The organism is Nonomuraea jabiensis (assembly GCF_014204795.1).
Classification (GTDB): domain Bacteria; phylum Actinomycetota; class Actinomycetes; order Streptosporangiales; family Streptosporangiaceae; genus Nonomuraea; species Nonomuraea jabiensis.
The window spans coordinates 12,564,159-12,585,124 of sequence record NZ_JACHMB010000001.1; the positions used below are offsets into that span (position 1 = coordinate 12,564,159).

General features: G+C 72.6%; 18 protein-coding genes. 8 read left to right on the plus strand and 10 right to left on the minus strand.

The window, feature by feature from the left end; translation table 11 throughout:
- From HD596_RS57270 to HD596_RS57310, 9 genes are all read right to left on the minus strand, one after another.
- Entirely contained in the window at positions 1 to 423 is a 423-nt protein-coding gene (locus tag HD596_RS57270; RefSeq protein ID WP_185077722.1) for a hypothetical protein, read from the minus strand.
- Positions 424 to 490: 67 nt separating this feature from the next.
- Complete coding sequence (locus tag HD596_RS57275; protein WP_185077723.1) at positions 491 to 1,498, minus strand: leucine-rich repeat domain-containing protein; 1,008 nt, start codon at positions 1,496 to 1,498, stop codon at positions 491 to 493.
- 25 nt (positions 1,499 to 1,523) lie between these two features.
- Positions 1,524 to 3,881 carry an aerobic carbon-monoxide dehydrogenase large subunit gene (gene cutA, locus HD596_RS57280; RefSeq protein ID WP_185077724.1) on the minus strand — a complete coding sequence of 786 codons (2,358 nt, stop codon included), beginning with the start codon at positions 3,879 to 3,881 and terminating at the stop codon, positions 1,524 to 1,526.
- Positions 3,878 to 4,453: a (2Fe-2S)-binding protein gene (locus HD596_RS57285; protein ID WP_185077725.1), complete on the minus strand. Its 576-nt coding sequence runs from the start codon at positions 4,451 to 4,453 to the stop codon at positions 3,878 to 3,880. Before HD596_RS57285 ends, cutA begins: the two co-directional genes overlap by 4 nt.
- Complete coding sequence (locus tag HD596_RS65430) at positions 4,443 to 5,273, minus strand: FAD binding domain-containing protein (protein ID WP_185077726.1); 831 nt, start codon at positions 5,271 to 5,273, stop codon at positions 4,443 to 4,445. The genes HD596_RS57285 and HD596_RS65430 overlap by 11 nt, the downstream gene beginning before the upstream one ends.
- A complete protein-coding gene (locus HD596_RS57295) occupies positions 5,270 to 6,682 on the minus strand; it encodes a uracil-xanthine permease family protein (RefSeq protein ID WP_185077727.1) in 1,413 nt (470 codons plus the stop codon). The genes HD596_RS65430 and HD596_RS57295 overlap by 4 nt, the downstream gene beginning before the upstream one ends.
- A gap of 147 nt (positions 6,683 to 6,829) precedes the next feature.
- Positions 6,830 to 7,474, minus strand: a complete 645-nt coding sequence (locus tag HD596_RS57300; protein ID WP_185077728.1) for an NYN domain-containing protein — start codon at positions 7,472 to 7,474, stop codon at positions 6,830 to 6,832.
- A 150-nt stretch (positions 7,475 to 7,624) separates the two neighbouring features.
- Positions 7,625 to 7,828: an RNA-binding S4 domain-containing protein gene (locus tag HD596_RS57305; protein ID WP_313047417.1), complete on the minus strand. Its 204-nt coding sequence runs from the start codon at positions 7,826 to 7,828 to the stop codon at positions 7,625 to 7,627.
- Positions 7,829 to 7,839: 11 nt separating this feature from the next.
- The gene (locus HD596_RS57310) at positions 7,840 to 9,441 is read right to left on the minus strand and encodes a PucR family transcriptional regulator (RefSeq protein ID WP_185077730.1); all 1,602 of its coding nucleotides are present in this window, start codon (positions 9,439 to 9,441) and stop codon (positions 7,840 to 7,842) included.
- A 130-nt stretch (positions 9,442 to 9,571) separates the two neighbouring features.
- Here HD596_RS57310 and HD596_RS65435 point away from each other — a divergent pair, with 130 nt between their 5' ends.
- The 8 genes from HD596_RS65435 (at position 9,572) to HD596_RS57350 (ending at position 19,273) form a co-directional block, all read left to right on the plus strand.
- The gene (locus HD596_RS65435; RefSeq protein ID WP_313047419.1) at positions 9,572 to 10,426 is read left to right on the plus strand and encodes an oxamate carbamoyltransferase subunit AllH family protein; all 855 of its coding nucleotides are present in this window, start codon (positions 9,572 to 9,574) and stop codon (positions 10,424 to 10,426) included.
- The gene (locus HD596_RS57320) at positions 10,423 to 11,763 is read left to right on the plus strand and encodes an AllF/FdrA family protein (RefSeq protein ID WP_185077732.1); all 1,341 of its coding nucleotides are present in this window, start codon (positions 10,423 to 10,425) and stop codon (positions 11,761 to 11,763) included. The genes HD596_RS65435 and HD596_RS57320 overlap by 4 nt, the downstream gene beginning before the upstream one ends.
- A complete protein-coding gene (locus tag HD596_RS57325; protein WP_185077733.1) occupies positions 11,760 to 13,136 on the plus strand; it encodes a YlbE family protein in 1,377 nt (458 codons plus the stop codon). Before HD596_RS57320 ends, HD596_RS57325 begins: the two co-directional genes overlap by 4 nt.
- 120 nt (positions 13,137 to 13,256) lie before the next feature.
- A complete protein-coding gene (locus HD596_RS57330) occupies positions 13,257 to 15,299 on the plus strand; it encodes a serine/threonine-protein kinase (RefSeq protein WP_185077734.1) in 2,043 nt (680 codons plus the stop codon).
- A 41-nt stretch (positions 15,300 to 15,340) separates the two neighbouring features.
- The gene (locus HD596_RS57335; protein ID WP_185077735.1) at positions 15,341 to 15,913 is read left to right on the plus strand and encodes a TetR/AcrR family transcriptional regulator; all 573 of its coding nucleotides are present in this window, start codon (positions 15,341 to 15,343) and stop codon (positions 15,911 to 15,913) included.
- 50 nt (positions 15,914 to 15,963) lie between these two features.
- On the plus strand, positions 15,964 to 17,145 hold the full coding sequence (locus HD596_RS57340; RefSeq protein WP_185077736.1) for a Cmx/CmrA family chloramphenicol efflux MFS transporter: 1,182 nt from the start codon (positions 15,964 to 15,966) through the stop codon (positions 17,143 to 17,145).
- On the plus strand, positions 17,142 to 17,957 hold the full coding sequence (locus HD596_RS57345) for an MOSC domain-containing protein (protein WP_185077737.1): 816 nt from the start codon (positions 17,142 to 17,144) through the stop codon (positions 17,955 to 17,957). Before HD596_RS57340 ends, HD596_RS57345 begins: the two co-directional genes overlap by 4 nt.
- Positions 17,958 to 18,004: 47 nt before the next feature.
- Complete coding sequence (locus tag HD596_RS57350; protein WP_313047424.1) at positions 18,005 to 19,273, plus strand: MFS transporter; 1,269 nt, start codon at positions 18,005 to 18,007, stop codon at positions 19,271 to 19,273.
- Between the two features lie 106 nt (positions 19,274 to 19,379).
- Here the strand turns inward: HD596_RS57350 and HD596_RS57355 are convergent, their stop codons facing one another.
- Positions 19,380 to 20,948 (minus strand): bifunctional 3'-5' exonuclease/DNA polymerase, encoded by a 1,569-nt coding sequence (locus tag HD596_RS57355; protein WP_185077738.1) that lies wholly within the window; start codon positions 20,946 to 20,948, stop codon positions 19,380 to 19,382.
- Positions 20,949 to 20,966 lie beyond the last annotated feature (18 nt).

A 20,966-nucleotide genomic window follows, 5' to 3' on the forward strand; every position in this document is an offset into this window, starting at 1 on the left:
TTACTTCGGTGGCGTCGGCGTCTGGGAGACCCTGTGGTCCATCAGGTGCAGATCGCCGCTCAGCGGCTCCTTCAGCTGCTCCAGCACCTCCAGCGGGCCCAGGACGGTCCACTGCGGGCCGACCAGGTGCGGGTTGTACTCCGGCGCCCGGTCCATCCACTCGTCCTTGAGCTTCTCACTGGCGAACGTGTTGACGAAGAACTGGCCCGCCTTGGTCTTGCAGTAGCCGGTACGGAGGTCGGAGGCCTCGACCTGCATCTTCGGCTTGCAGCCGACCTTGGCGGAGAGTTGCTCGACGGTGAGGATTGCCGCTGGCTTCTGCGTTTCGCCCGCTGCGACGTAGTCGCCCCAGCCCGCTGAGGAGCATCCGGCGACCAGTCCGGCCAGCAGCGCGAAAGCGGCCAGACGTGGAAATGTCGTCATGTGCGGAGGTACGCACCCCCGATCACCCCGGTTCACCCTGAATCAGCCCAAAACCGGAGCGATTCCATCAGCGCAGGATGACGCAGCCCCGATCGCGGAGCCGGCGCAGCACCTCCGGCTCGCCGTCGAGCTTGTTCCACCGCAGGTCGAGCTTCTCCAGCGGGGGCAGGCTCGCGGGCAGCTCGCGCAGCCGGTTGTTGCGCAGGTCGAGGTGCCTGAGCCCGGGCGGCAGGCGGTCCGGCAGCTCGCGGAGCTGGTTGTTGCGCAGGTCGAGCACGCGCAGCTCGCCCAGCTCGGCGACGGAGGCGGGCAGCCGGGTCAGCCGGTTGCCCTGCGCGTGCAGCTCACGCAGGCTGGCCAGGCCGCCGATGGCCTCGGGCAGCGACTCCAGCCGGTTGTTGTAGAGCCGCAGCTCCACCAGCGCGGCCATCCGCCCCAGCGACTCGGGCAGCCGGGTGAGCCGGTTGTCGGTGAGGTTGAGGTAGGCGAGCCGGTCCAGCCGCCCGATCGCCTCCGGCACCTCGGTGAACCGGTTGTCGCTCAGGTAGAGGTAGTCGGTCAGGTCCAGGTCGCCCAGCTCGGGCGGGACGGAGTCGAGCCGGTTGTGCCCGAGGTCCAGCATGCGCAGCCGGGTCAGCCCGCCGATCGCGGCCGGGACCTCGGTGAGCTCGTTCTCGGCGAGGTTGAGGGATTCGAGGCCGGTCAGCTTCCAGAGCGAGCCGGGCACGCCGGTCAGCCCGTTGCCGCCCGCCGCGAGGTGCCGCAGGGCGGGGCTCAGCCGGTCGGGGATCGCGCCGACGCGGTTGCCGTACAGGAAGAGCACCTCCAGGCCCGGCGGGCAGCCGGGGAAGGACGCCAGCTCGTTGCCGTCCAGGTGCAGCGCGCGCAGCGCGGTGAGGCCCGACAGGTCGGGCAGCGAGCGCAGCCGGTTGCCGTCGAGCCTGAGCTCCTCCAGCGCGGTGAGCCCGGCCACCCAGGCGGGCACCTCGGCGATGTCGTTCCAGGCCAGGTCGATCAGGCGGACGTCGGCGGGGACGGCGGGGAATTCGGTCAGACCGGAAGCGGGCGCACGCATGGCGCCGATCATCCCACGGGGCGGGTCATCGTTCGGCGGCGCGCAGGTCGAAGAGTTCGGACGGGGAGATGGGCATGCGGTCGATCTGGATGCCCTCGGCGTCCTCGACCGCCGAGGCGATGACCGCGGAGACGGGGATCACGCCGGCCTCGCCCGCGCCCTTGACGCCGAGCGGGTTGAGCGGCGACGGCGTCTCCAGGTGGGCGGTCTCGACGTGCGGGATCTCCGTGGCGTACGGCATGAGGAAGTCCATGAAGGAGGCGTTGACGAGCTGGCCGTGCGAGTCGTACACCATGCGCTCGTAGAGCGCCCCGCCGATGCCCTGCGCCACTCCGCCGTGGATCTGGCCCTCCACGATCATCGGGTTGATCAGCCGGCCGCAGTCGTGCACGACCGCGTAGCGCACCACCCTGATCTCGGCCGTGTCCGGGTCGGTCTCGACGATCGCCGCGTGCATGCCCGACGCGAACGTGGACCTGATCGGCGAGTAGTAGTCGCGCCCCTCCAGCCCCGGCTCCTCGCCCTCGGCGATCGGCGGCCGGTCGGGCGACGCGGTGCCGGAGAACTGGGTGGCCTTGGCCGTCTCGTCGTCGAAGGCGTACCGCAGCGGGTTGGCCAGCACCGCCACCGTGGACAGCGGGATGGACGCGCTCGGCGTGCCGGCCACGTGCACCATCCCGTCGCTGATCTCCAGGTCGGCCGGGTCGGCCTCCAGCGCGTCGGCGGCGATCCGCAGCGCCTTCTCGCGTACTTTCCTGCAGGCCAGCGCGATGGCGTTGCCGCTGACGACGGCCGCCCGCGAGGCGAACGTGCCCACGGCGTAGCCGAACCTGCGGGTGTCGCCGGTGACCACGCTCACCCGCTCGATGGGCACGCCCAGCTCGGTGGCCGCGATCTGCGCGAAGGCCGTCTCGTGCCCCTGCCCCTGCGAGGTGAGGCCGGTGGACACGTGCACCCGCCCGTCGGAGGTCACCTGCACGTGCCCGCCCTCGTACGGCCCCACGCCGGTGCCCTCGACGTAGCACCCGACGCCGATGCCCCTGCCGGGGCGCGCCTCGAAGGAGTCCCAGCCGATCAGCTCCTTGATCATGCGGAGCATCTCCGGGTAGTCGCCGCTGTCGTAGATCAGCGGCCGGCCGTCCTGGAACGTCATCCCCTGGTCGTACGGGAACTCGTCGGGCCGGATGAAGTTGACCTCCCGCACCTCGGTGCGGTCCTTGCCCAGGTACCGGGCGATCTTGTCCATGGTCCGCTCCATGCAGAACACGCCCTGCGGCCTGCCGGCCCCCCGGTAGGGCGTGACCTGCACGGTGTTGGTGTAGACGGCGGTGAACTCGACCCGGTACGCCCCGATCTTGTACGGCCCCAGGAGCTGCGTGGAGGTGACGATCGGGACGATGATCCCGTAGGGCGTGTAGGCGCCGTGGTCGTGCAGGATCGTCACGTCCAGGCCGAGCACGCGGCCGTCGTCGTCGAAGCCGACCCGTACGTACTGGACCTGGCCGCGCTCGTGGGCCGAGGAGATGAAGTGCTCCCTGCGGTCCTCGGTCCACTTGATCTCGCGCCCGAGCGTCATGGCGGCCCACGGCACCAGCACCTCCTCGGGCCACGGGTGCACGATCTTCACCCCGAAGCCGCCGCCCACGTCCGGCGCGATCACCTCGACCTGCGGCAGCGGCAGCTCCAGGGCGGCGGCGACGGCCATGCGGACGCTGGTGGAGGTCTGGGTGCTGGAGTAGACGCGCAGGTCCCGGCCGTCCCACCGGGCGTACACGCCGCGCCCCTCCAGCGGCATGCTGGCGCTGCGCTCGATGTCGAGCCGGAAGGCCAACGTGTGCGGCGCGGTCTCGATCGCCTCCCGGGCGCCGCGCCCGTCCGTCCCCGCGACCTCCTGGACGAGGTGCGCCCCGACGTTGCCCGGCACGTCCTCGTGGACGAGCTGGGCGCCCTGCGCGGCCTCCTCCAGGCCGACGACCGGCTTGAGGAGCTCGTAGTCGACCTCGATGAGCGCGCACGCGTCCTCGGCGGCGTACCTGTCCGCCGCCACGACCATGACCACCGGCTCGCCGACGTGCCTGACGACGTCCCTGGCCAGCGGGTAGGCGGTGCGCCCGTGGGTGAGCGCCGGGTGCGGGATCAGCAGCGGCAGCGGCCGGCCGACCCGTCCGGGCAGGTCCTCCCAGGTGTAGATGGCGACGAGCCCTTCGACGTCGAGGGCGGGGCCCACGTCGATGTCGCGGATGCGGGCGTGCGCGTGCGGCGAGCGCACGAACGCGGCGGCCAGCGCGTCGGGGCCGAGGTCGTCGAGGTAGCGGCCCCGGCCGGTGAGCAGCCTGGGGTCCTCCCGCCGCGGTACGGGCTCCCCGAACAGCCTCGTCGTCATGCTTCCTCCGCCAGCAGCTCGGCGGCCCGGTGGACGGCCTTGACGATGTTCTGGTAGCCGGTGCACCGGCACAGGTTGCCCGAGATGCCCTCCAGCACCTCGTCGTCCGTGGGGGTGGGGTTGTCCCGCAGCAGGGCGGTCACCGTGCACAGGAACCCCGGCGTGCAGAACCCGCACTGCAGCCCGTGACACTCGGCGAAAGCCTTCTGCACTGCGCTCATGGCCTCACTTCGTGAGGCGGGCTCGGTCGCCCTGGAGCCGTCGCCTTCCCTCGTCGCTCCGGTCGCTGCGCTCCCTGCGCTCCTCAGTCCAGGCGACGGCGCTCCCTCGCCGCCCAGCCCCTCGACGGTGGTGATCTCGGACCCGTCCACGCTGACCGCGAACGTCAGGCACGACCGGATCGGCTCCCCGTCGAGCAGCACGGTGCAGCAGCCGCAGACGCCGTGCTCGCAGCCGACGTGGGTGCCGGTCAGGCCGAGGTCGTGGCGCAGGCAGTCGGACAGCAGGCGTCTGGCGGGCACGCCGACCCGCCTGGCCGTGCCGTTCACGACGAGCGTGATCTCATGCTCCACGGTCCTGCGCCTCCCTGGTCGCGTTCCGCACGGCGCGCTCGGCCAGCACGCCCACGAGGTGGCGGCGGTAGGCGGCCGAGGCGTGGATGTCGCCCTCGGGCTCGACCCGGTCGCGTACGATCCGCGCCGCGTCCGCGGGGCTCTCCGTCACGTCCACGACGACCGGCACGGGGCCGACGCCGATGCAGGCGAGCCTGGCGGCCTCGACCCGGCCGTCCTCGCCGAACGTGACGACGGCGCAGACGCCGGCCAGGGCGTAGTCGCCGTGCCGCCGGGCCACCTCCTCGAAGGCTGCCCCGGTACGCGGCCCCAATGCCGGGAAATATGCCGACACGGCCAGCTCGCCCGGCCGGACCGCCGACTCCATGGGCCCGACGAAGAACTCCTCGGCCCTCACGTCGCGTACTTCCCCCTGCCAGCGGGCCACCCGTACGGAGCCGCCCAGGACGGCCAGCACGGCGGGCAGCTCGGCGGCCGGGTCGGCGTGCACAAGGCTGCCCACCACGGTCCCCCGGTTGCGGATCACCGGATGGGCGACCAGCCGCAGCGCCCGGCTCAGCAGCGGGTGCGCCCCGAACCGCTCCGCCCGCGAGTGCCGCACCGTCGCCCCCACCCGGACGCCGTCCCGCTCCGCCTCCATGGCCGCCAGCCCCTGGACGCGGTTGATGTCGACGAGATGCTCCGGGGCGGCCAGCCGCATGTTGAGCATGGGGATCAGGCTCTGCCCGCCGGCCAGCACCTTCCCGCTCACCTCAGCGAGGGTCCGGAGCGCCTCGTCGAGGTCGCGGGGGGCGTGGTACTCGAACGGAGGCGGTTTCACCCGGCCTCGCTCCGCGCCGGCCGGGCGGGCCGTCCGGCGATGGCCCGCAGCAGGTGGTAGCCGCCCAGCACCACGATGGTGCCGAGCGCGATCCCCTCAAGGGTGAAGTCGCCGCCGATGAAGTGGCTCACAGGTCCGATGGCCAGGATGATGCCCGCGCCGATCGGAACCATGTTGACCGGGTCGGAGAAGTCGACGCGGTTCTCGATCCAGATCTTGGCGCCGAGCAGGCCGATCATCCCGTACAGGATGACGGTGACCCCGCCGAGCACGCCGCCCGGGGTCGCGGCGACCAGCGCGCCGAACTTGGGGCAGAGGCCGAACAGGATCGCGATGATCGCGGCGATGTAGTAGGCGGCGGTCGAGTAGACCTTGGTGGCCGCCATGACGCCGATGTTCTCGGCGTACGTGGTGGTGGGCGAGCCGCCGACCGCGCTGGCGACCATGGTGCCCACCCCGTCGGCCACCACCGCCCGGCCCACGTACGGGTCCACGTCCGTCCCGGTCATCTCGCCGACGGCCTTGACGTGCCCGATGTTCTCGGCGATGAGCGCGATGACGGCCGGCAGCACCAGCAGCACGGCGGAGGTCTTGAAGTCGGGGGCGTGGAAGTCCGGCACCCCGAACCAGGGCGCCGACGCCACGGAGTCGAAGTTCACCCGGTCGTGCGGGAAGGCCGTGGCCACGCAGTACGTCCCCTCGGCCGGGCAGCTCGCGCCCGCCGCGTCCCGCAGGTTGGCGCCGGGCAGCACGGAGGTGATGGGCCCCGCCGCCTTGTCCAGCACCCACGACAGCACGAACCCCGCGATCAGCCCGACCAGCACCCCGATCCGGCCGACGAACCCCTTGAACAGCACGATCACCAGGAACGTGACCAGCATGGTGACGAGCGCGACCCAGTGGTCCTGCGGCCAGTAGACGTCGGCCACCACGTACGCCAGCCCGAACCCGATCAGCATGACGACCGCCCCCGTGACCACGGGCGGGAAGACGCGGTGGATGATCTGCACCCCGAGAAAGTGGATGGCCAGCCCCGCCAGCGCCAGCACGAACCCGGCGACCAGGATCGCGCCGGTCACGATCGCGTCCGCGCCCGCCGTGTCACCGCCGTAGGCGGCCCTGATGGCCAGCACCCCGCCGACGAAGGACGCGCTGGTGCCGAGGTAGCTGGGCACCTTCCCCTTCACGATCAGCAGGAACAGGATCGTCGCGACGCCTGACATCATCACGGCGACGTTCGGGTCCAGCCCCATCACCAGGGGGAAGACGAACGTCGCGCCGAACATCGCGATCACGTGCTGCGCCCCGAAGCCCACCATCCTGGGCCAGCTCAACCGCTCGTCGGGCCTGACCACCTCGCCGGGCGCCAGGTGCTTGCCGTCACCGTGTCTGGTCCATCCCAAAACCATGAGCGCCCCTCTTGTACTGGGCCGGCGACACGTTCCGTTGCGGGCACATTAGGCCCGCCGTAACGCTCTTACACGGGCATGATCTGCCAAATCTACGCGCAGGGCCAGTGAAAACCTCGCGCACACGCGATCAGTTTCGCTGTGAGGTCAGTTCCAGTGGTGCGGGCGGTGATAGACGCACCCGTCGGGCGCGCGGACGACGCTGGGCAGCTGCGACTGGCGGATCACGGCATCGCCCAGCGGGAACCACGCGTCACTGACGCGCTGCAGACTCTCGGAGCGCCTTCGGGGCGGAAACACGGTGATCACCCGCGTCTTGGTCCCAAGCTCGTCATTCAGCCGCCTGATCGCATGAACCGCCGCGCAGAGGTCGGAGTCGGCCGACACGAGCATGACCGCGTCCACCTGGTGTGTCGCGACATCCGCCACCATGGCCGCGCCGAGCGCCACATCGGACTGCTTCTCGGCGTAGGTCCGGCGCGTCGCTCCGCAAGAGTGGCACTGCACCGACTGCTGCTGGTATCTCCCCAGGACGACCTGCACGCCGAGGCTCGCCGTCGCGGCCAGATACGTCTCCTGCCGTGCCACGGCCGGGGGATCGTTGCGGATCGCCGCGGTGAAGTAGCTGACACCCACGAGGCGCTGGTGCGGCCGCAGCAGGCGCGTCGCCATGGCGTGCAGATCGAGCCAGAGGTGCCGCCGTCTCCCGAGCTCCCTCAGACCGTAGTACAGGTTGAACCCGTCGACATAGACACCGACGCGCTCGATTCCGGGATTCGACTTGTCGCTCACCGCTATCACGTCCTAACATGGAGTCACCCGCCCGGGGGTACGTTCCCGGGTATGACGGCCCCCGCAAGGGGGCCGTTTCTTTTTGCCGGCGCGCCCGATGTTAGTAAACCGTGAGTAATTGTGCGGTGACTTTTCGTCAACAGGTTCCCACTACTCCACGTGGATGGAGAACCCCTCCCCGCTGACCACCTGCCCCGAGCGGATCTTGGCGCGCTTGCGCAGCTCCACCTCGCCGTCCACCAGCACCATCCCCTCGGCGATCAGCACCTTGGCCATGCCGCCCGTCTCCGTGATCCCGCAGTACTTCAGCAGGTCGCACAGCGGGATGTACTCGGAGCGCAGTTCGAAATCCACAACCCCCAACCCTAGATGCCGCGCATCCGCAGCACGTGCAGGGCCAGGGTCAGGTTGAGGCGCAGGTGGGGGTCGTCGGTGAAGTTGCCGAGCAGGCGCTCCAGCTTCCCGATCCGGTAGCGGAGGGTGTTGTAGTGGAAGTGGAGGCGCCGCGCCGTCTCGGCCACGTTCAGGTTGGTCTCCAGGAGGACCTGCAGGGTGCGGCGCAGGTCGGCGTTCTCGGCGTCGGCGTCGGCGGCCAGCGGGCCGAGCGTCTCGCGTACGAAGGCGTGCAGCTCGTCCGTGTCGTTGACCAGGGACAGCAGCCGGTAGACGCCGAGCTGGTCGAAGTGGGCGACGGCGCCGGGCCCGTGCAGCTGGCGGCCCACCCGGGCCGCCTTCAGCGCCTGCGAGTACGCCTCCGGCAGCGTCTCCGCCCCCGGGCTCGGCCGGGAGCTGCCGGTCGAGAAGGTGGCGGGCGGCACGTCGGCGAAGGCCGAGGCCGCGTCCTTGGCGACCCGGGTCGCGTCGATCGAGGCGTCCACCACGGCCACCACCTCGTGCGAGAACCCCGCCACCGCCCCGCGCGGGTCGTGCCGGCGCATCGCCGCCGTCCAGCACGCCACCAGCCGGTCCTGCGCGCTGCGCTCGTCGCCGTCCGGGTCCAGCTCGGCCACCAGTACGGTCACCGGCCGCGCCAGGTCCCACCCGAACGCCCGCGCCCTGGCCGTGACCCGCTCCGCCGTGCCCGCCCGGCCGGTGAGCACGTCGCGCAGGAAGTCGGCGCGGTACTTGCTCTCGACGGCGTTGACCGCCTCCTGCCGGGTGACGACCAGCGCGGCCACGGTGGCGGCGCGTTCGAGGATGCCGACGTCGCTGTCGCGGATCGCCCCGGACGGGCTGTAGGCGACGATCCTCCCGTGGTGGTGGCCCCCGGCCAGCACCGGCACCGAGGCGAACGAGCGCGCCCGCCCCGAGGCCGGCGTACGGGGCGGGCCCTCCTGGGCGATCGACTCGCGCAGGACGGCCACGTGCTCGGCGGGCCCCGCGGTGGCCAGCACGCGGCCCGAGCCGTCCACGGCCGCCACCGACACGTCGAGCAGCTGGGCCACCTCCGCGGCCACCTCGTTGAGCCCGCCGCCGGCCAGCACGACCTGCACCAGCGCCCGGTGCGCCTCCTCGGCGCGGGCGAGCACGGCGGCCTGGCGGTTGAGGATGTCGGTCAGCACCTGGTTGAGGATGTCGTCGAACCCGACGTCGTTCGGCAGCAGGATGAGCGGGAAGCCGAGCCGGTCGGCCTGCTCGACCATCTCGTCGGGCAGCTCGTCCACGTACCGGCCGAGCTTGATCGCCAGTGCCGACAGCCCGCGTTCGTCCAGGTCGGCGACCAGCCGGCCGAGCGACTGCGGCGTGTTGCGCAGCGGGTAGCCGGTGGTCAGCAGCAGCTCGTGCGGCTTGACCCAGGCCAGGATGTCGGGGACCTCCATGACGTTCAGCCGCTGCACGATGCGGCCCAGCCCGCTCTCCCCCGCGATCAGCCTGGCCTCGGCGAGGGTGGAGACGCCGAGCACCTCTCCGACGGACACACCGTGAATGATCGTCCCGGTGCTGGCGAGACGGACGGGGGGCTCCATGGGGAGATTGTGACCCCAGAAACCGTCTGTCAGGAAGAGCCAACCTTCCCGCTGACTGTTGGCAAATTTACCCGTACGGAGGGTTCCCCGGCCGTTTTACGGTCAGGTCCAAGGTCGGTTGGGAGGTTCGGTGACCGTAAGCACTCATGCGCGGCGTACCCGCGTCCATGTCACGGGCGCCGCCAGCACGGCGGTACGCCCCGTCCTGGAGTCGCCGCGCCGGCCCGCCCGGGTGCTCGCCGCGTTCCCGGCGGGGGTCTATCTCGAGGTCAGGACCGACCTGGAGCCTTCGGTGATCGCCGTCATCACGGGCGCGGCCACCCGGCTGCCCAACTCCGTGCTGCTGGCCGGCCCGCTGCCGGGCGTCACCGTGGGTGACGAAGCCTCGGTGGGCGACCGCAGCATCGAGCTGGGCCCGCTGAGCCTGGGCGTGCGCCGCTGGTGGGACCCCGCCCCGCCGCTGGGCCGGATCGATCGGGCCCGGCTCGAACAGGCCGCCGCCCGCCTCGGCGATCCGCCGCGACCGGGGCTGGCCGGGAACGGCGCCGTCGAGCTGCTGGCCGGCAGCTGCGCGAAGGGCCGGCTGCTGGGGGCCGTGACGGCGGCCGAGCAGCTCATGGGCCTGGGGCCGGGCCTGACGCCGAGCGGCGACGACGTCCTGGCGGGCCTGCTGGTGACGCTGCGGCACCTGGGCGCGGCGGCCGGGGCGGACCGGGCGGTCTGGCTGGCCGACTGGCTGGCGGCGACCGTGACGTTCGACGCGAGGACGCGTACGACACCCCTTTCGGCCACGCTCCTGCACTGCGCGGCCAGGGGCGAGAGCAGCCCCGAGGTGAGCGCGGTGCTGCGCGGCCTCACGGGCGGGCAGGCCCTCGAACCGGCCCTGCGCCGCCTCCACGGCCTCGGCCACACCTCGGGCTCCGACCTGGCCCAGGGCGTCGCCATCGGCGTGACCGCCGTCCTCGCGCTGAGCGGGCCCCGATGAGCGCCGACACGGTGCTGGTACGGAAGGGCGCGTACGCCGACTCCATCTCCCTGATGCGCATAAGTCGGGCGCTGACCGAAATGTCGGGTGTGGAGGCCGCCATGGTCGCCATGGCCACCGACCTGAACCTCGCCATCCTCCGCGACCTGGGCTTCACCGTCCCGCCGGCCGCCCCCGGCGACCTCGTGATCGCCGTACGCGCCCGCGACCCCGGCGCGGCCGTCGAGGAGGCCGACCGGCAGCTCGCGAGCTTCCGCCGCCCGGAAGAGAGCACGGCCGACCAGCCCCCGCTGACCACCCGCTCGGCCATCGGCACCCCGGCCGACCTGGTGCTGGTCTCCACCCCGGGCGAGCACGCCTTCGCCGAGGCGCTGGACGCCGTCCAGGCCGGGCTCCCCGTCATGATCTTCAGCGACGGCGTCCCCGTGGCCCAGGAACGGCGGCTCAAGGAGCTCGCGGAGGCCGCGGACGTCCTCGTGATGGGCCCCGACTGCGGGACCGCCGTGCTCGGCGGCGTCGGGCTGGGCTTCGCGAACGTCCTCACCCCCGGCCCCGTCGGCGTGGTGGCCGCGTCCGGCACCGGGGCCCAGCAGGTGACGTCCCTGCTCGACTGGGCCGGCACCGGCGTCAGCCACGTGCTCGGCGTGGGCGGCAGGGACCTGTCGGCCGAGGTGGGCGGCCTGTCCACGCTGCGCGCCCTGCGCCTGCTGGACGAGGATCCGGCCACCGAGCTGATCGTGCTGATCTCCAAGCCGCCGTCCCCCGAGGTGGCGCGGACCGTACGGGAGGCCGTGGGCGGCCTGAGCACGCCGGTGGTGCCCGCGCTGCTCCCCGAGTCCGACCTGACGGAGGCGGCCGAGCGGGCCCTGCGCGCGCTCGGCCGGCCGGTGCCCGAGTGGCCCTCCTGGCCCGCGTGGTCGGGCAAGCAGAGCCGGGCCAAGGCCATCAAAGGCGTCTATTCCGGCGGGACGCTCAGCACCGAGGCCGCGCTGGTGGCCGGCAAGGGCGAGTTCGTCGACTACGGGGACGACGCCTACACCAGGGGCCGGGCGCATCCCATGATCGACCCGACCCTGCGCGTCGAGGCGCTGGCCCGCGCCCAGGAGACGGACCTGGTGCTCATGGACGTCGTACTCGGCCACGGCGCCGACCCCGACCCGGCCGCCTCGCTCGCGCACGCCGTCGCCCGCACCCCCGCCACCGTCGTGATCGCGCTCATCGGCACCGAAGGCGACCCCCAGGACCTGCACCGCCAGGCCGCCGCCTTCCGCGAGGCGGGCGCGGCCGTCTTCACCTCCAACGCCCAGGCCGCCCGGCACGCCAGGAGCCTTGTATGAGCCCGCTGTCCGCCCCGTCCCGCGTCGTCACGGTGGGCGCGGGGCTGCTCGACGAGGCGCTCAGGGCGCAGGCCGTCGAGACGACGCCGGTGTCGTGGCGCCCGCCGCTGCCCGGCACCGCCGAGGCCCTGGCCGCGGTGCTCGCCGACCCGCGCCGGCAGGCCGCGAACGAGTTGGCCGTGAGCAGGCTGACCTCCGCCCGCCCGCACCTGGTGGGGGTGCGCCGGGCATCGGAGGTGCTGGCGGCGGGCACGTTCCTGCACGCGGGCCCGCCCATCACGTGGGAGCGCGCCTCGGGCCCGATGCGCGGCGCGCTGATCGGCGCGATGCTGCTGGAGGGCCTGGCGGGCGACGAGCACGAGGCCGGGCGCAGGCTGGCGGCGGGCGAGATCGCGCTGCGGCCGTGCCACGAGCACGCCGCCGTGGGTCCGATGGCGGGCGTGGTGAGCCCGTCCATGTGGCTGTTCGAGGTGCGCGACGACGAGCACGGCGGCACCGCGTACTGCTCGCTGAACGAGGGCCTGGGCAAGGTGCTCCGGTACGGCGCCTACGGGCCCGAGGTGCTGGAGCGGCTGCGCTGGATGGACGCGGTGCTCGGCCCCGCCCTGGCGGCGACGCTGGAGCGCACGGGGCCGATCGACCTGCGCTCGCTGACGGCGCAGGCCCTGCAGATGGGCGACGAGCTGCACAACCGCAACCGCGCCGCCACCTCGCTCCTGCTGCGCGAGCTGGCCCCGGCCGTGGTCGAGGCCGCGCCGGGCGCCGCCGCGGAGGTGCTGCGCTTCATCAACGGCAACGACCACTTCTTCCTGAACGCCGCCATGGCCGCCGCCAAGGTCAGCACCGACGCCGCCCGCGACGTGCCCGGCTCGTCCATGGTCGTCGCCATGGCCAGGAACGGCACCGACTTCGGCGTCCAGCTCTCGGGGCTGGGCGGGCGGTGGTTCACGGGGCCGGCCGGCGTGCCCGACGGGCTCTATCTCGGCTCGTACGGGCCGGACGACGCGAACCCGGACATCGGCGACTCCACGATCACGGAGACCTCGGGGCTGGGCGGGTTCGCGATGGCGGCGGCGCCGGCCATCGTGCGGTTCGTGGGCGGCGAGGTGTCCGACGCGATCCGGGCCACCCGCTCCATGTACGAGATCACGCTCGCCGAGCACCCGGCGTACCAGATTCCGGGGCTCGGCTTCCGCGGCACGCCGGTCGGCATCGATGTAGCTCTCGTCGCGAGAACGGGTCTGCTGCCCGTGGTCAACACCGGCATCGCGGGCCGCGTCGCAGGAACCGGTCAAGTAGGAGCAGGCCTGGTCAAACCACCTGTAGAGGCATTCACTACTGCATTGATCGCATTGGCGGAACAAGCCATCTGAATGGCGACATTTCCGCAGGTCAAAGCTCCCGTAAGGACGCTCCAGCTTCCCTTGCGCATGCCCCGCCGATATCGTAACGAACCACTTTAAATTGCTCGCAGCGCGGGATGGGGGCGGATCATGGCAGCCGACCGCTTGGTCAGCGGCCCCGGCGCGGAGGGAGGCGCCCCGAGCGGCGCCCCGCAGAGCCAGGGCCGCCTGATCGGCCGGCGTTACCGGCTCATGTCACCTGTCGGCAGGGGCGGCATGGGCATGGTGTGGCACGCCCACGACGTCCTGCTCGACCGGGACGTGGCGGTCAAGGAGCTGATCCTCCCGTACGGGCTCGACCACGCGGGCATGCAGGGGGCCCACCGGCGCGTCCTGCGCGAGGCCAGGTCGGCCGCGCGGCTGACGCATCCCGGCATCGTCACCGTTCACGACGTGGTCGAGGAGGACGGCCGCCCGTGGATCGTGATGGAGCTGGTCCGCGCGTGGTCCCTGGAGCAGGCCGTACGCCAGAGCGGGCCGCTGCCGGTGCTGCAGGCGGCCGAGATCGGCATCCGGGTGCTCGACGCGCTCAGGCACGCGCACTCCGCGGGGATCCTGCACCGCGACATCAAGCCCGGCAACGTGCTGCTGACCCAGGACCGGGTGGTGCTGACCGACTTCGGCATCGCGGCCATCGAGGGCGACGTGACGATCACGCAGACCGGCCTGCTCATGGGGTCGCCCGCGTACATCCCGCCGGAGCGCCTGTCCGGGCAGCCGATCACGCAGGCCGCCGACCTGTGGTCGTTCGGCGCGACGCTGTACGCCGCCCTGGAGGGGCGGCCGCCGTACGAGGGGCCCGACCCGGTGGCGGTGCTCGGCGCGGTGCTCACGCAGGAACCGATCGCGCCCCAGCGGGCCGGCTCGCTGATGCCGGTGATCGAGGGCCTGCTGCGCAAGGACCCGGCCCAGCGCCTGACCTCCGACCAGGTCATCGAGATGCTGGAGGCGGTGCTGCGCGCGCACGGCTCCGTCCGGCCGCGCCCGGCCGAGACGCTGCCCCCCGCCGGTCCCGCCCCGGGGGACACGCCGGCCTCCGGGCTGCTGGAGTCCCCGTCGGGGCCCCAGTTGGCGAACATGCCGTCGCGGATCGTGGAGACGCCCTCGGGTCCGATACGCGTGCCGTACGACCCGCTGACCAGCCCGTCCGGCGGTCACGCGATGCCGTACGACGGCCTGACGAGCCCCTCCGGCAGCCACCGGACCGACCAGCTGGTGCCGCCGCCGCCCGAGTTCGGCGGCCCCTCGGGAGCCCAGTCCGCCTTCGGCATGCCCTCGGGCCCGCACCGGGTCCCCAGGGGCGACGACTCCGGCCCGCAGCCGGCGCCGATCCTGCCTCTGACCACGGACAGCCGTACGTCGTCCACCGCCACGCCGTGGCCGCTGGCCTCGGCCGAGGACCTGCGTGAGCAGTCGCGCGACCTGTCCCGCGACCTCGGCCACAACCGCCTGGCCACGCTGCCCAGCGCGGCGCCGCGCACCGGCAAGAGCCGGCGCAGGCCCGAGGACGACGACGGGATATGGGTGCGCCGCGGGCGGCCGACGCCGCTCACGATCATCAGCGCGATCGTGGCCGTGGCCGTCGTCGTGGGCGCCGTCATGCTCCTCATGCCGGGCGGGTCGCCGCCCCAGCAGACGGCCACGCCGCAGACCGCGACGTCCTCGCCCGCCAAGCCCGGCAACACCGAGCCCTCGCCGATACCGTCGGGCTACACCGAGCACGGCACGGCCGGGTTCGCCGCCGCCGTGCCCGCCGGCTGGAAGCCGGGGACGTCGGGCGGGGTGACCACGTTCAGCGGGCCGAAGGACTCCGGCATGCGGATCATGGTGCAGAAGGTGAGCCCGCAGACCGACGGCGGGCTGTCCGAGCTGGGCCGGCAGGAGGCCAAGGGCGGCGTGGAGGGCTACATCCAGGTGCAGCTCCAGGGCGTCGACTACCGCGGCTGGCAGGCAGCCGACTGGGAGTACACCTACACGACGGCCAGCGGCGTCCCCATGCACGCCCTCACCCGGTACGTCACGATCGACGACATCACCGCGTACAAGATCACGTTCGACCTGCCGGAGCTCAAGTGGGACGACCAGGCGGAGACCCGCAAGGTGTTCCTGGACACGTTCCGGCGGGATGGCTGACGTATTGCACCATCCATTCCAAAATGGGTAATGTGCGGGATATGGGGAGGCCGAGGAAGTTCGAGGAGGAACGCGCCATCGAGGCCGCGATGCGCGCGTTCTGGTCCGCGGGCTTCGAGGCCACCTCGACGGCGGACCTGTGCGCGGCCACCGGGCTCGGGCGCAGCAGCATCTACAACACCTTCGCCAGCAAGCACGACCTGTTCGTGAAGGCCCTGAACCGCTACATGGACCAGCGCAACGCCACGCTCGCCGAGACGCTGGACGCCGACCTGCCGCTCAAGGAGAAGATCAGGACCGTCCTGTGGTGGGCCGTCGACCCCGAGCCCGGCGAGCCGCCCGGCTGCCTGGTGGTCAACTCGATGACCGAGCTGGCCCCGCACGACCCCGAGATCGCCGAGCTGCTGCGGCGCGACAACGACAGGCGCCGGCAGATGGTGCGGGCCGCCATCGAGACCGGCCGCTCGCGGGGCGAGATCGCCCCGGACAGGGACCCGCTCGCGCTGGCGCACTTCGTCTTCGCCACCGTCAGCGGCCTGCGCGTGGCCGCGCGGGGCGGGACGGACCGGGACGGGCTCGAGTCCATCGCGGAAACCGCCCTGGGCGTCTTCTGATCTTTTTTACGCCCTCGTTTTGAACCGATCAATCCAAAAGGAGAACCACCATGCCCTTGGCCATCTACATATTGGGGCTTTCGATCTTCGCCCAGGGCACTTCGGAGCTCATGCTGGCCGGGCTGATCCCGGAGATGGCCGCCGACCTGCGCGTGTCCGTGCCCGAGGCGGGGCTGCTGATCTCGGCGTTCGCCATGGGGATGCTGGTGGGCGCGCCGGTGCTGGCCGTCCTCACCCTGCGCTGGCCACGGCGTACGGCGCTGCTGACGTTCATCGCGGTCTTCGCCCTGTCGCACGTCGCGGGGGCGCTGACGTCGAGCTACACCGTGGTGTTCGCCACCCGCGTCGTGGGCGCGTTCGTGTACGCGGGCTTCTGGGCCGTGGCGGCGAGCACGGCGGTCGGCCTGGTGCCCGCGAACGCCCGCGGCAAGGCGATGAGCGTGCTGGCCGGCGGCCTGACGGTCGCCACCATCATCGGGCTGTCCCTGGGCACGGTCATCGGCCAGCACCTCGGCTGGCGGGCCGCGTTCTGGGCGGTCGCGGCGCTGTCGGTGCTGGCCGGGGCGGGCGTGCTCGCCACCATCCCGGGCGGCCGCCCGGAGGCGGGCGCGACCCCGCGCGTCTCCGTCGAGCTGCGCTCCATGGTCAACCCCAGGCTCTGGCTCGCGTACGGCACGACCGCGCTGGCCACGGGAGCCCTGCTGGCCTCCTTCAGCTACCTGAGCGTGCTGCTGGTCGACACCACGGGCCTGGCGCCCGCCTGGGTGCCCGCGGTCCTGGCGCTCTACGGCGTCGGCTCGCTGATCGGGATCACCATCGGCGGCCGGACCGCCGACGCGCGGCCGTTCCCGTCCCTGTACATCGGCGCCGCCGGCCTGATCGTCTGCTCGGCGGCGCTGGCCCTGACCGCCTCCGTCCCCGTGGCGGCCATCACGCTGATCCTGCTGCTCGGCGCGTTCGGCTTCGGCATGAACCCCGCCCTGAACACCCGCGTCTTCTCCCTGGCCAAGGACGCCCCCACCCTGGCGGCCGCGGTGAACGTCTCCTCCTTCAACGTCGGCATCACCGTCGGCCCCTGGCTCGGCGGGCTGGCCATCGGCGCGGGCCTCGGCTACCCGTCCGTCGCCTGGATCGGGGCGGCGATCGGCGTGCTCGCCCTGGCCACCGTGGCCCTGGCGGGCGCCCTGCACCGGTCGCCGGCACCGGAGAGTGAGGTACTTTCTGCCCTATGAAGCTGGCGAGCATCCATATCTACCCCGTCAAGTCCACCGCGGGGCACCAGGTTCACGAGGCCGAGGTGCAGCCGTGGGGGCTCGCCGACGACCGTCGTTACCTGATCACCGACGAGCGCGGCGAGCTCCTGACGGCCCGTCAGGAGCCCCGCCTGCTGGCCTGCGTGGCCCAGGTGGACGGTGGCTCGCTCACGCTGACCGGCCCGCACGCCGCCCCGCTGCGGGTCACGCCGACCGCCGCCATGTCCACGGTCGCCGTGGGGCGCACCCCCGTGGAGCTCACCGACTGCGGCGACGACGCGGCGGACTGGCTGTCCGGGCTGGTGGGCCGGCCCCTCCGGCTCAAGTGGCTCGACGACCCGACCCGCCGGCCGGTCAATCCGGAGTACGGGCGGCCGGACGACCGGGTGAGCCTGGCCGACGGCTATCCGCTGCTGCTCACGTCCAGCGCCTCGCTCGCCCTGCTCAATGACTGGATCGTGGAGACCGCGCTGGAGCGCGGCGAGGAGGCGCCGCAGCCGCTGCCCATGCACCGGTTCCGGCCGAACGTGGTGATCGACGGCGTGGACACGCCGTTCGCCGAGGACGAGTGGAAGCGGGTCCGCATCGGCGCGGTCGACTTCCGGGTGAGCAAGCGGTGCGACCGGTGCGTGCTGACCACGATCGACACGTCCACGTACACCAAGGGCAAGGAGCCCATCAGGACGCTTTCGCGGCATCGCAGGTGGGACGGCAAGGTGTGGTTCGGCATCAATTTGATCCCGGACGTGCCCGGACGCATCGCCCAGGGAGATTCAGTCACCATTCTCTGAAATATCGCCCTTTGGGGTGATGTCAGGGGCTATGGGAGACTTCACGAGTGTCCAGTGCCCCCACGACGCCCACTGTCTCGCCCTCTGACCGGATTCGCGGCGTCCAGCGCCGCACCTTGGCCGTCCTGTCCGCGACGCAGATCGTGAGCGGGGTGGGGGTCGCCGTCGGGCTCGCGCTGAGCTCGGTGGTCGTGGACGAGCTCTCGGGCTCCACGGTGATCAGCGGCTTCGCGGGCACGGCGACCGTGCTCGGCGCGGCGCTGCTGGCCCTGCCCACGGCCAAGGCGTCGGGCAAGGGCGGCCGCCGGGCGGGCCTGTCGCTGGCGTACGCGGCGGCGCTGGCGGGGTGCCTGATCTCGGCGCTCGCGATCAGCCTGCGGACGTGGCCGCTGCTGCTGGCGGGCCTGGTGCTCGTGGGCGGCGGCAGCGCGGGCAGCCTGGCCGCGCGTTACTCGGCCACGGACCTGTCGCCCAAGGGCCGCTCGGCCAGGCACCTGTCACTGGTGGTCTGGGCCTCCACGATCGGCTCCGTGGCCGGCCCGAACCTGGCCAAGCCCGCCGACCAGATCGGCATGCGGCTGGGGCTGGTGGAGAAGGCTGGGCCGTTCGTGTTCGCGGCGCTGGCCTTCGCGGTGGCGATGGCCCTCATCTTCTGCCTGCTGCGCCCCGACCCGCTCACGCTGGCCCGCTCCCTGAACGACGGCCCGGCCACCGCCCGCGGCCCCAAGGGGACGATCCGCACCGCCTGGCAGACCCTGCGCACCACGCCGATGGCCCGCCGCGCCCTCGTCATGATCGCGGTGAGCCACACGGCGATGGTGTCCGTCATGTCCATGACCCCGGTCAAACTCCACCACGACGGCTCGAACCTGGACGTCATCGGCCTCGTGATCAGCCTGCACATCGCGGGCATGTACGTGCTGTCGCCGGTGGTGGGCTGGCTGGCCGACAAGGCGGGCAAGGTGCCGGTGCTCGTGCTCGGCATGGCCCTGCTGCTGAGCGCCGCCACGCTCGCCGGCACGGCCGGGCACGGGGTCTGGCAGGTGACGGCCGCGCTGGTGCTGCTCGGCCTCGGCTGGTCGTGCGGCCTGGTGGCGGGCTCCGCCCTGGTCACGGAGTCCGTACCGCTCGAACGCCGTCCCGCCGTCCAGGGGCTCTCGGACCTGCTGATGAACGTCTGCGGCGCCACGGGCACGATCGTCGCGGGCGCCATCGTGGGGACGCTCGGCTACGGCGTGCTCGGGCTGGTGGTGGGCGTCATGGCGGCGCTCGCGGGCGTCTGGCTGACCCTCGTCTGGCGCGCCGACCGCCCTTGAACCCGGCGACGCCGACCGGGCTTCGGCGTCGCACTCGGCTTCGGGGTCGGACTCGGCTTCGGGGTCGACTCCGACGCCGTACGAGACCGTTACCGCGGGATGGTCGTCACTTCGCGTCGGCGTAGGACGACACCGCCACCGCCTCCATGGGAAAGCGCACCGGCGTCGCCCCGAACAGCAGCCGGGTGGCCTCGACCGCGGCCGACGCCACCGCCGCGATCACCTCCTCCGCCTGCTCCGCCGGGCAGTGCACCATCACCTCGTCGTGCTGGAAGAACACCAGCCGCGCCGGCTCCGGCAGCAGCCCGCGCAGCACCGCCATCAGCGCCAGCGCCCACTCGGCCGCCGTGGCCTGCACCACGAAGTTGCGCGTGAACCGCCCCCGGTCCCGGGCCGCCCGCGCGCCCTCCGGCCCCGACACCAGCTCCTTCCACCGCGGCGAGGGCGGCGGGCTGGTGCGCCCGAGCCAGGAGCGCACGAGCCGCCCCTCCTCCCCCGCCTTGGCCGCGTCCTCCACGAACTGGTACGCCTTGGGGAAGCGCTGCCGCATCACCGCCAGCAGCTTGGGCGCGTCACCGCTGGTGCCGCCGTACATGGCGGACAGCATCGCGATCTTGGCGTGGTCACGCTCGCCGCCGAACGACTGCGCCAGCGCCGAGTACAGGTCGATCTCCCCGGCGGCCCTGGCCAGCCCCACGTCGCCGGCCATCGCCGCCAGCACCCGCGGCTCCAGCTGGGCGGCGTCGGCGACGACCAGCGCCCATCCCTCGTCGGCCACCACCACGCGCCGCATCACCTTGGGGATCTGCAGCGCCCCGCCGCCGCTGGTGGCCCACCGCCCGGACACCACGCCGCCGACCACGTACTCGGGCCGGAACCGCCCGCCCCGCACCCACTGGTCGGCCCACGCCCATCCGTGGAAGCTGTACAGCCGGGCCAGCTCCTTGTAGGCCAGCAGCGGCTTCACGGCGGGGTGGTCGATCTGCTTGAGCTCCCACGACCGGGTGGTCTTCAGCGCCACCCCCGCCCCCTTGAACGCCTTGACGAGCTGCTGCACCGAGTCGGGGTTGACCTGCTGGCCGAGGGCCGCGGTCACCTCGTCGGCCAGCGCCTGCAGCTTGGCCGGGCGCATGCCGTGGACGGGTCGCGGCCCGAGCAGCTCGGTCAGCAGCTCGTCGTGCACATCGCGCCGCCAGGGCATGCCGTCGTACGACATCTCGGCCGCGATGAGCGCGCCCGCCGACTCGGCCGCCACCAGCAGCCGGAACCTGCCCGGCTCGGGCAGCGCCTCGATCCGGCGCAGCTGGTCGGCCAGCACCTCCGCCACGGCCTCGGCCGCGAGCGGCTCGGGCGCGAACAGCGTGCCGGGCGCGCTCGGCTGCTCCTCCGGCACCGGCTGCCCGTGCAACCGGGCGTGGGCGGCCCGGGCCGAGCGGCTCTCGCCGTAGCGGCCCTCGTACGCGAGCAGCAGCCCCTCGGTGAGCGCGATGTCGTGGCAGCGCGAGACCCGCGCGCCCGCGCTCAGCAGGTCGGGATAGACCTCCCGCGCGTCGGCCCACACCCACCGGGGGCGCTCGGCCTCCTCCAGCTCGCGCACGGCCCCCGCCAGGTCGGCGGGACGCCGCGCCGAGCCGCCCACGGGCAGCAGCGCCTCTCCGGCGACCACGACATACACGTGGTCAAGGGTGCCAAA

Excerpts from the sequence above, each read along its gene's own strand:
- HD596_RS57270 (WP_185077722.1), bottom strand. The coding sequence starts at position 423 with ATGACGACATTTCCACGTCTGGCCGCTTTCGCGCTGCTGGCCGGACTG.
- HD596_RS57275 (WP_185077723.1), bottom strand. The coding sequence starts at position 1,498 with ATGCGTGCGCCCGCTTCCGGTCTGACCGAATTCCCCGCCGTCCCCGCC.
- cutA (WP_185077724.1), bottom strand. The coding sequence starts at position 3,881 with ATGACGACGAGGCTGTTCGGGGAGCCCGTACCGCGGCGGGAGGACCCC.
- HD596_RS57295 (WP_185077727.1), bottom strand. The coding sequence starts at position 6,682 with ATGGTTTTGGGATGGACCAGACACGGTGACGGCAAGCACCTGGCGCCC.
- HD596_RS57310 (WP_185077730.1), bottom strand. The coding sequence starts at position 9,441 with ATGGAGCCCCCCGTCCGTCTCGCCAGCACCGGGACGATCATTCACGGT.
- HD596_RS57320 (WP_185077732.1), top strand. The coding sequence starts at position 10,423 with ATGAGCGCCGACACGGTGCTGGTACGGAAGGGCGCGTACGCCGACTCC.
- HD596_RS57325 (WP_185077733.1), top strand. The coding sequence starts at position 11,760 with ATGAGCCCGCTGTCCGCCCCGTCCCGCGTCGTCACGGTGGGCGCGGGG.
- HD596_RS57330 (WP_185077734.1), top strand. The coding sequence starts at position 13,257 with ATGGCAGCCGACCGCTTGGTCAGCGGCCCCGGCGCGGAGGGAGGCGCC.
- HD596_RS57335 (WP_185077735.1), top strand. The coding sequence starts at position 15,341 with ATGGGGAGGCCGAGGAAGTTCGAGGAGGAACGCGCCATCGAGGCCGCG.
- HD596_RS57340 (WP_185077736.1), top strand. The coding sequence starts at position 15,964 with ATGCCCTTGGCCATCTACATATTGGGGCTTTCGATCTTCGCCCAGGGC.
- HD596_RS57345 (WP_185077737.1), top strand. The coding sequence starts at position 17,142 with ATGAAGCTGGCGAGCATCCATATCTACCCCGTCAAGTCCACCGCGGGG.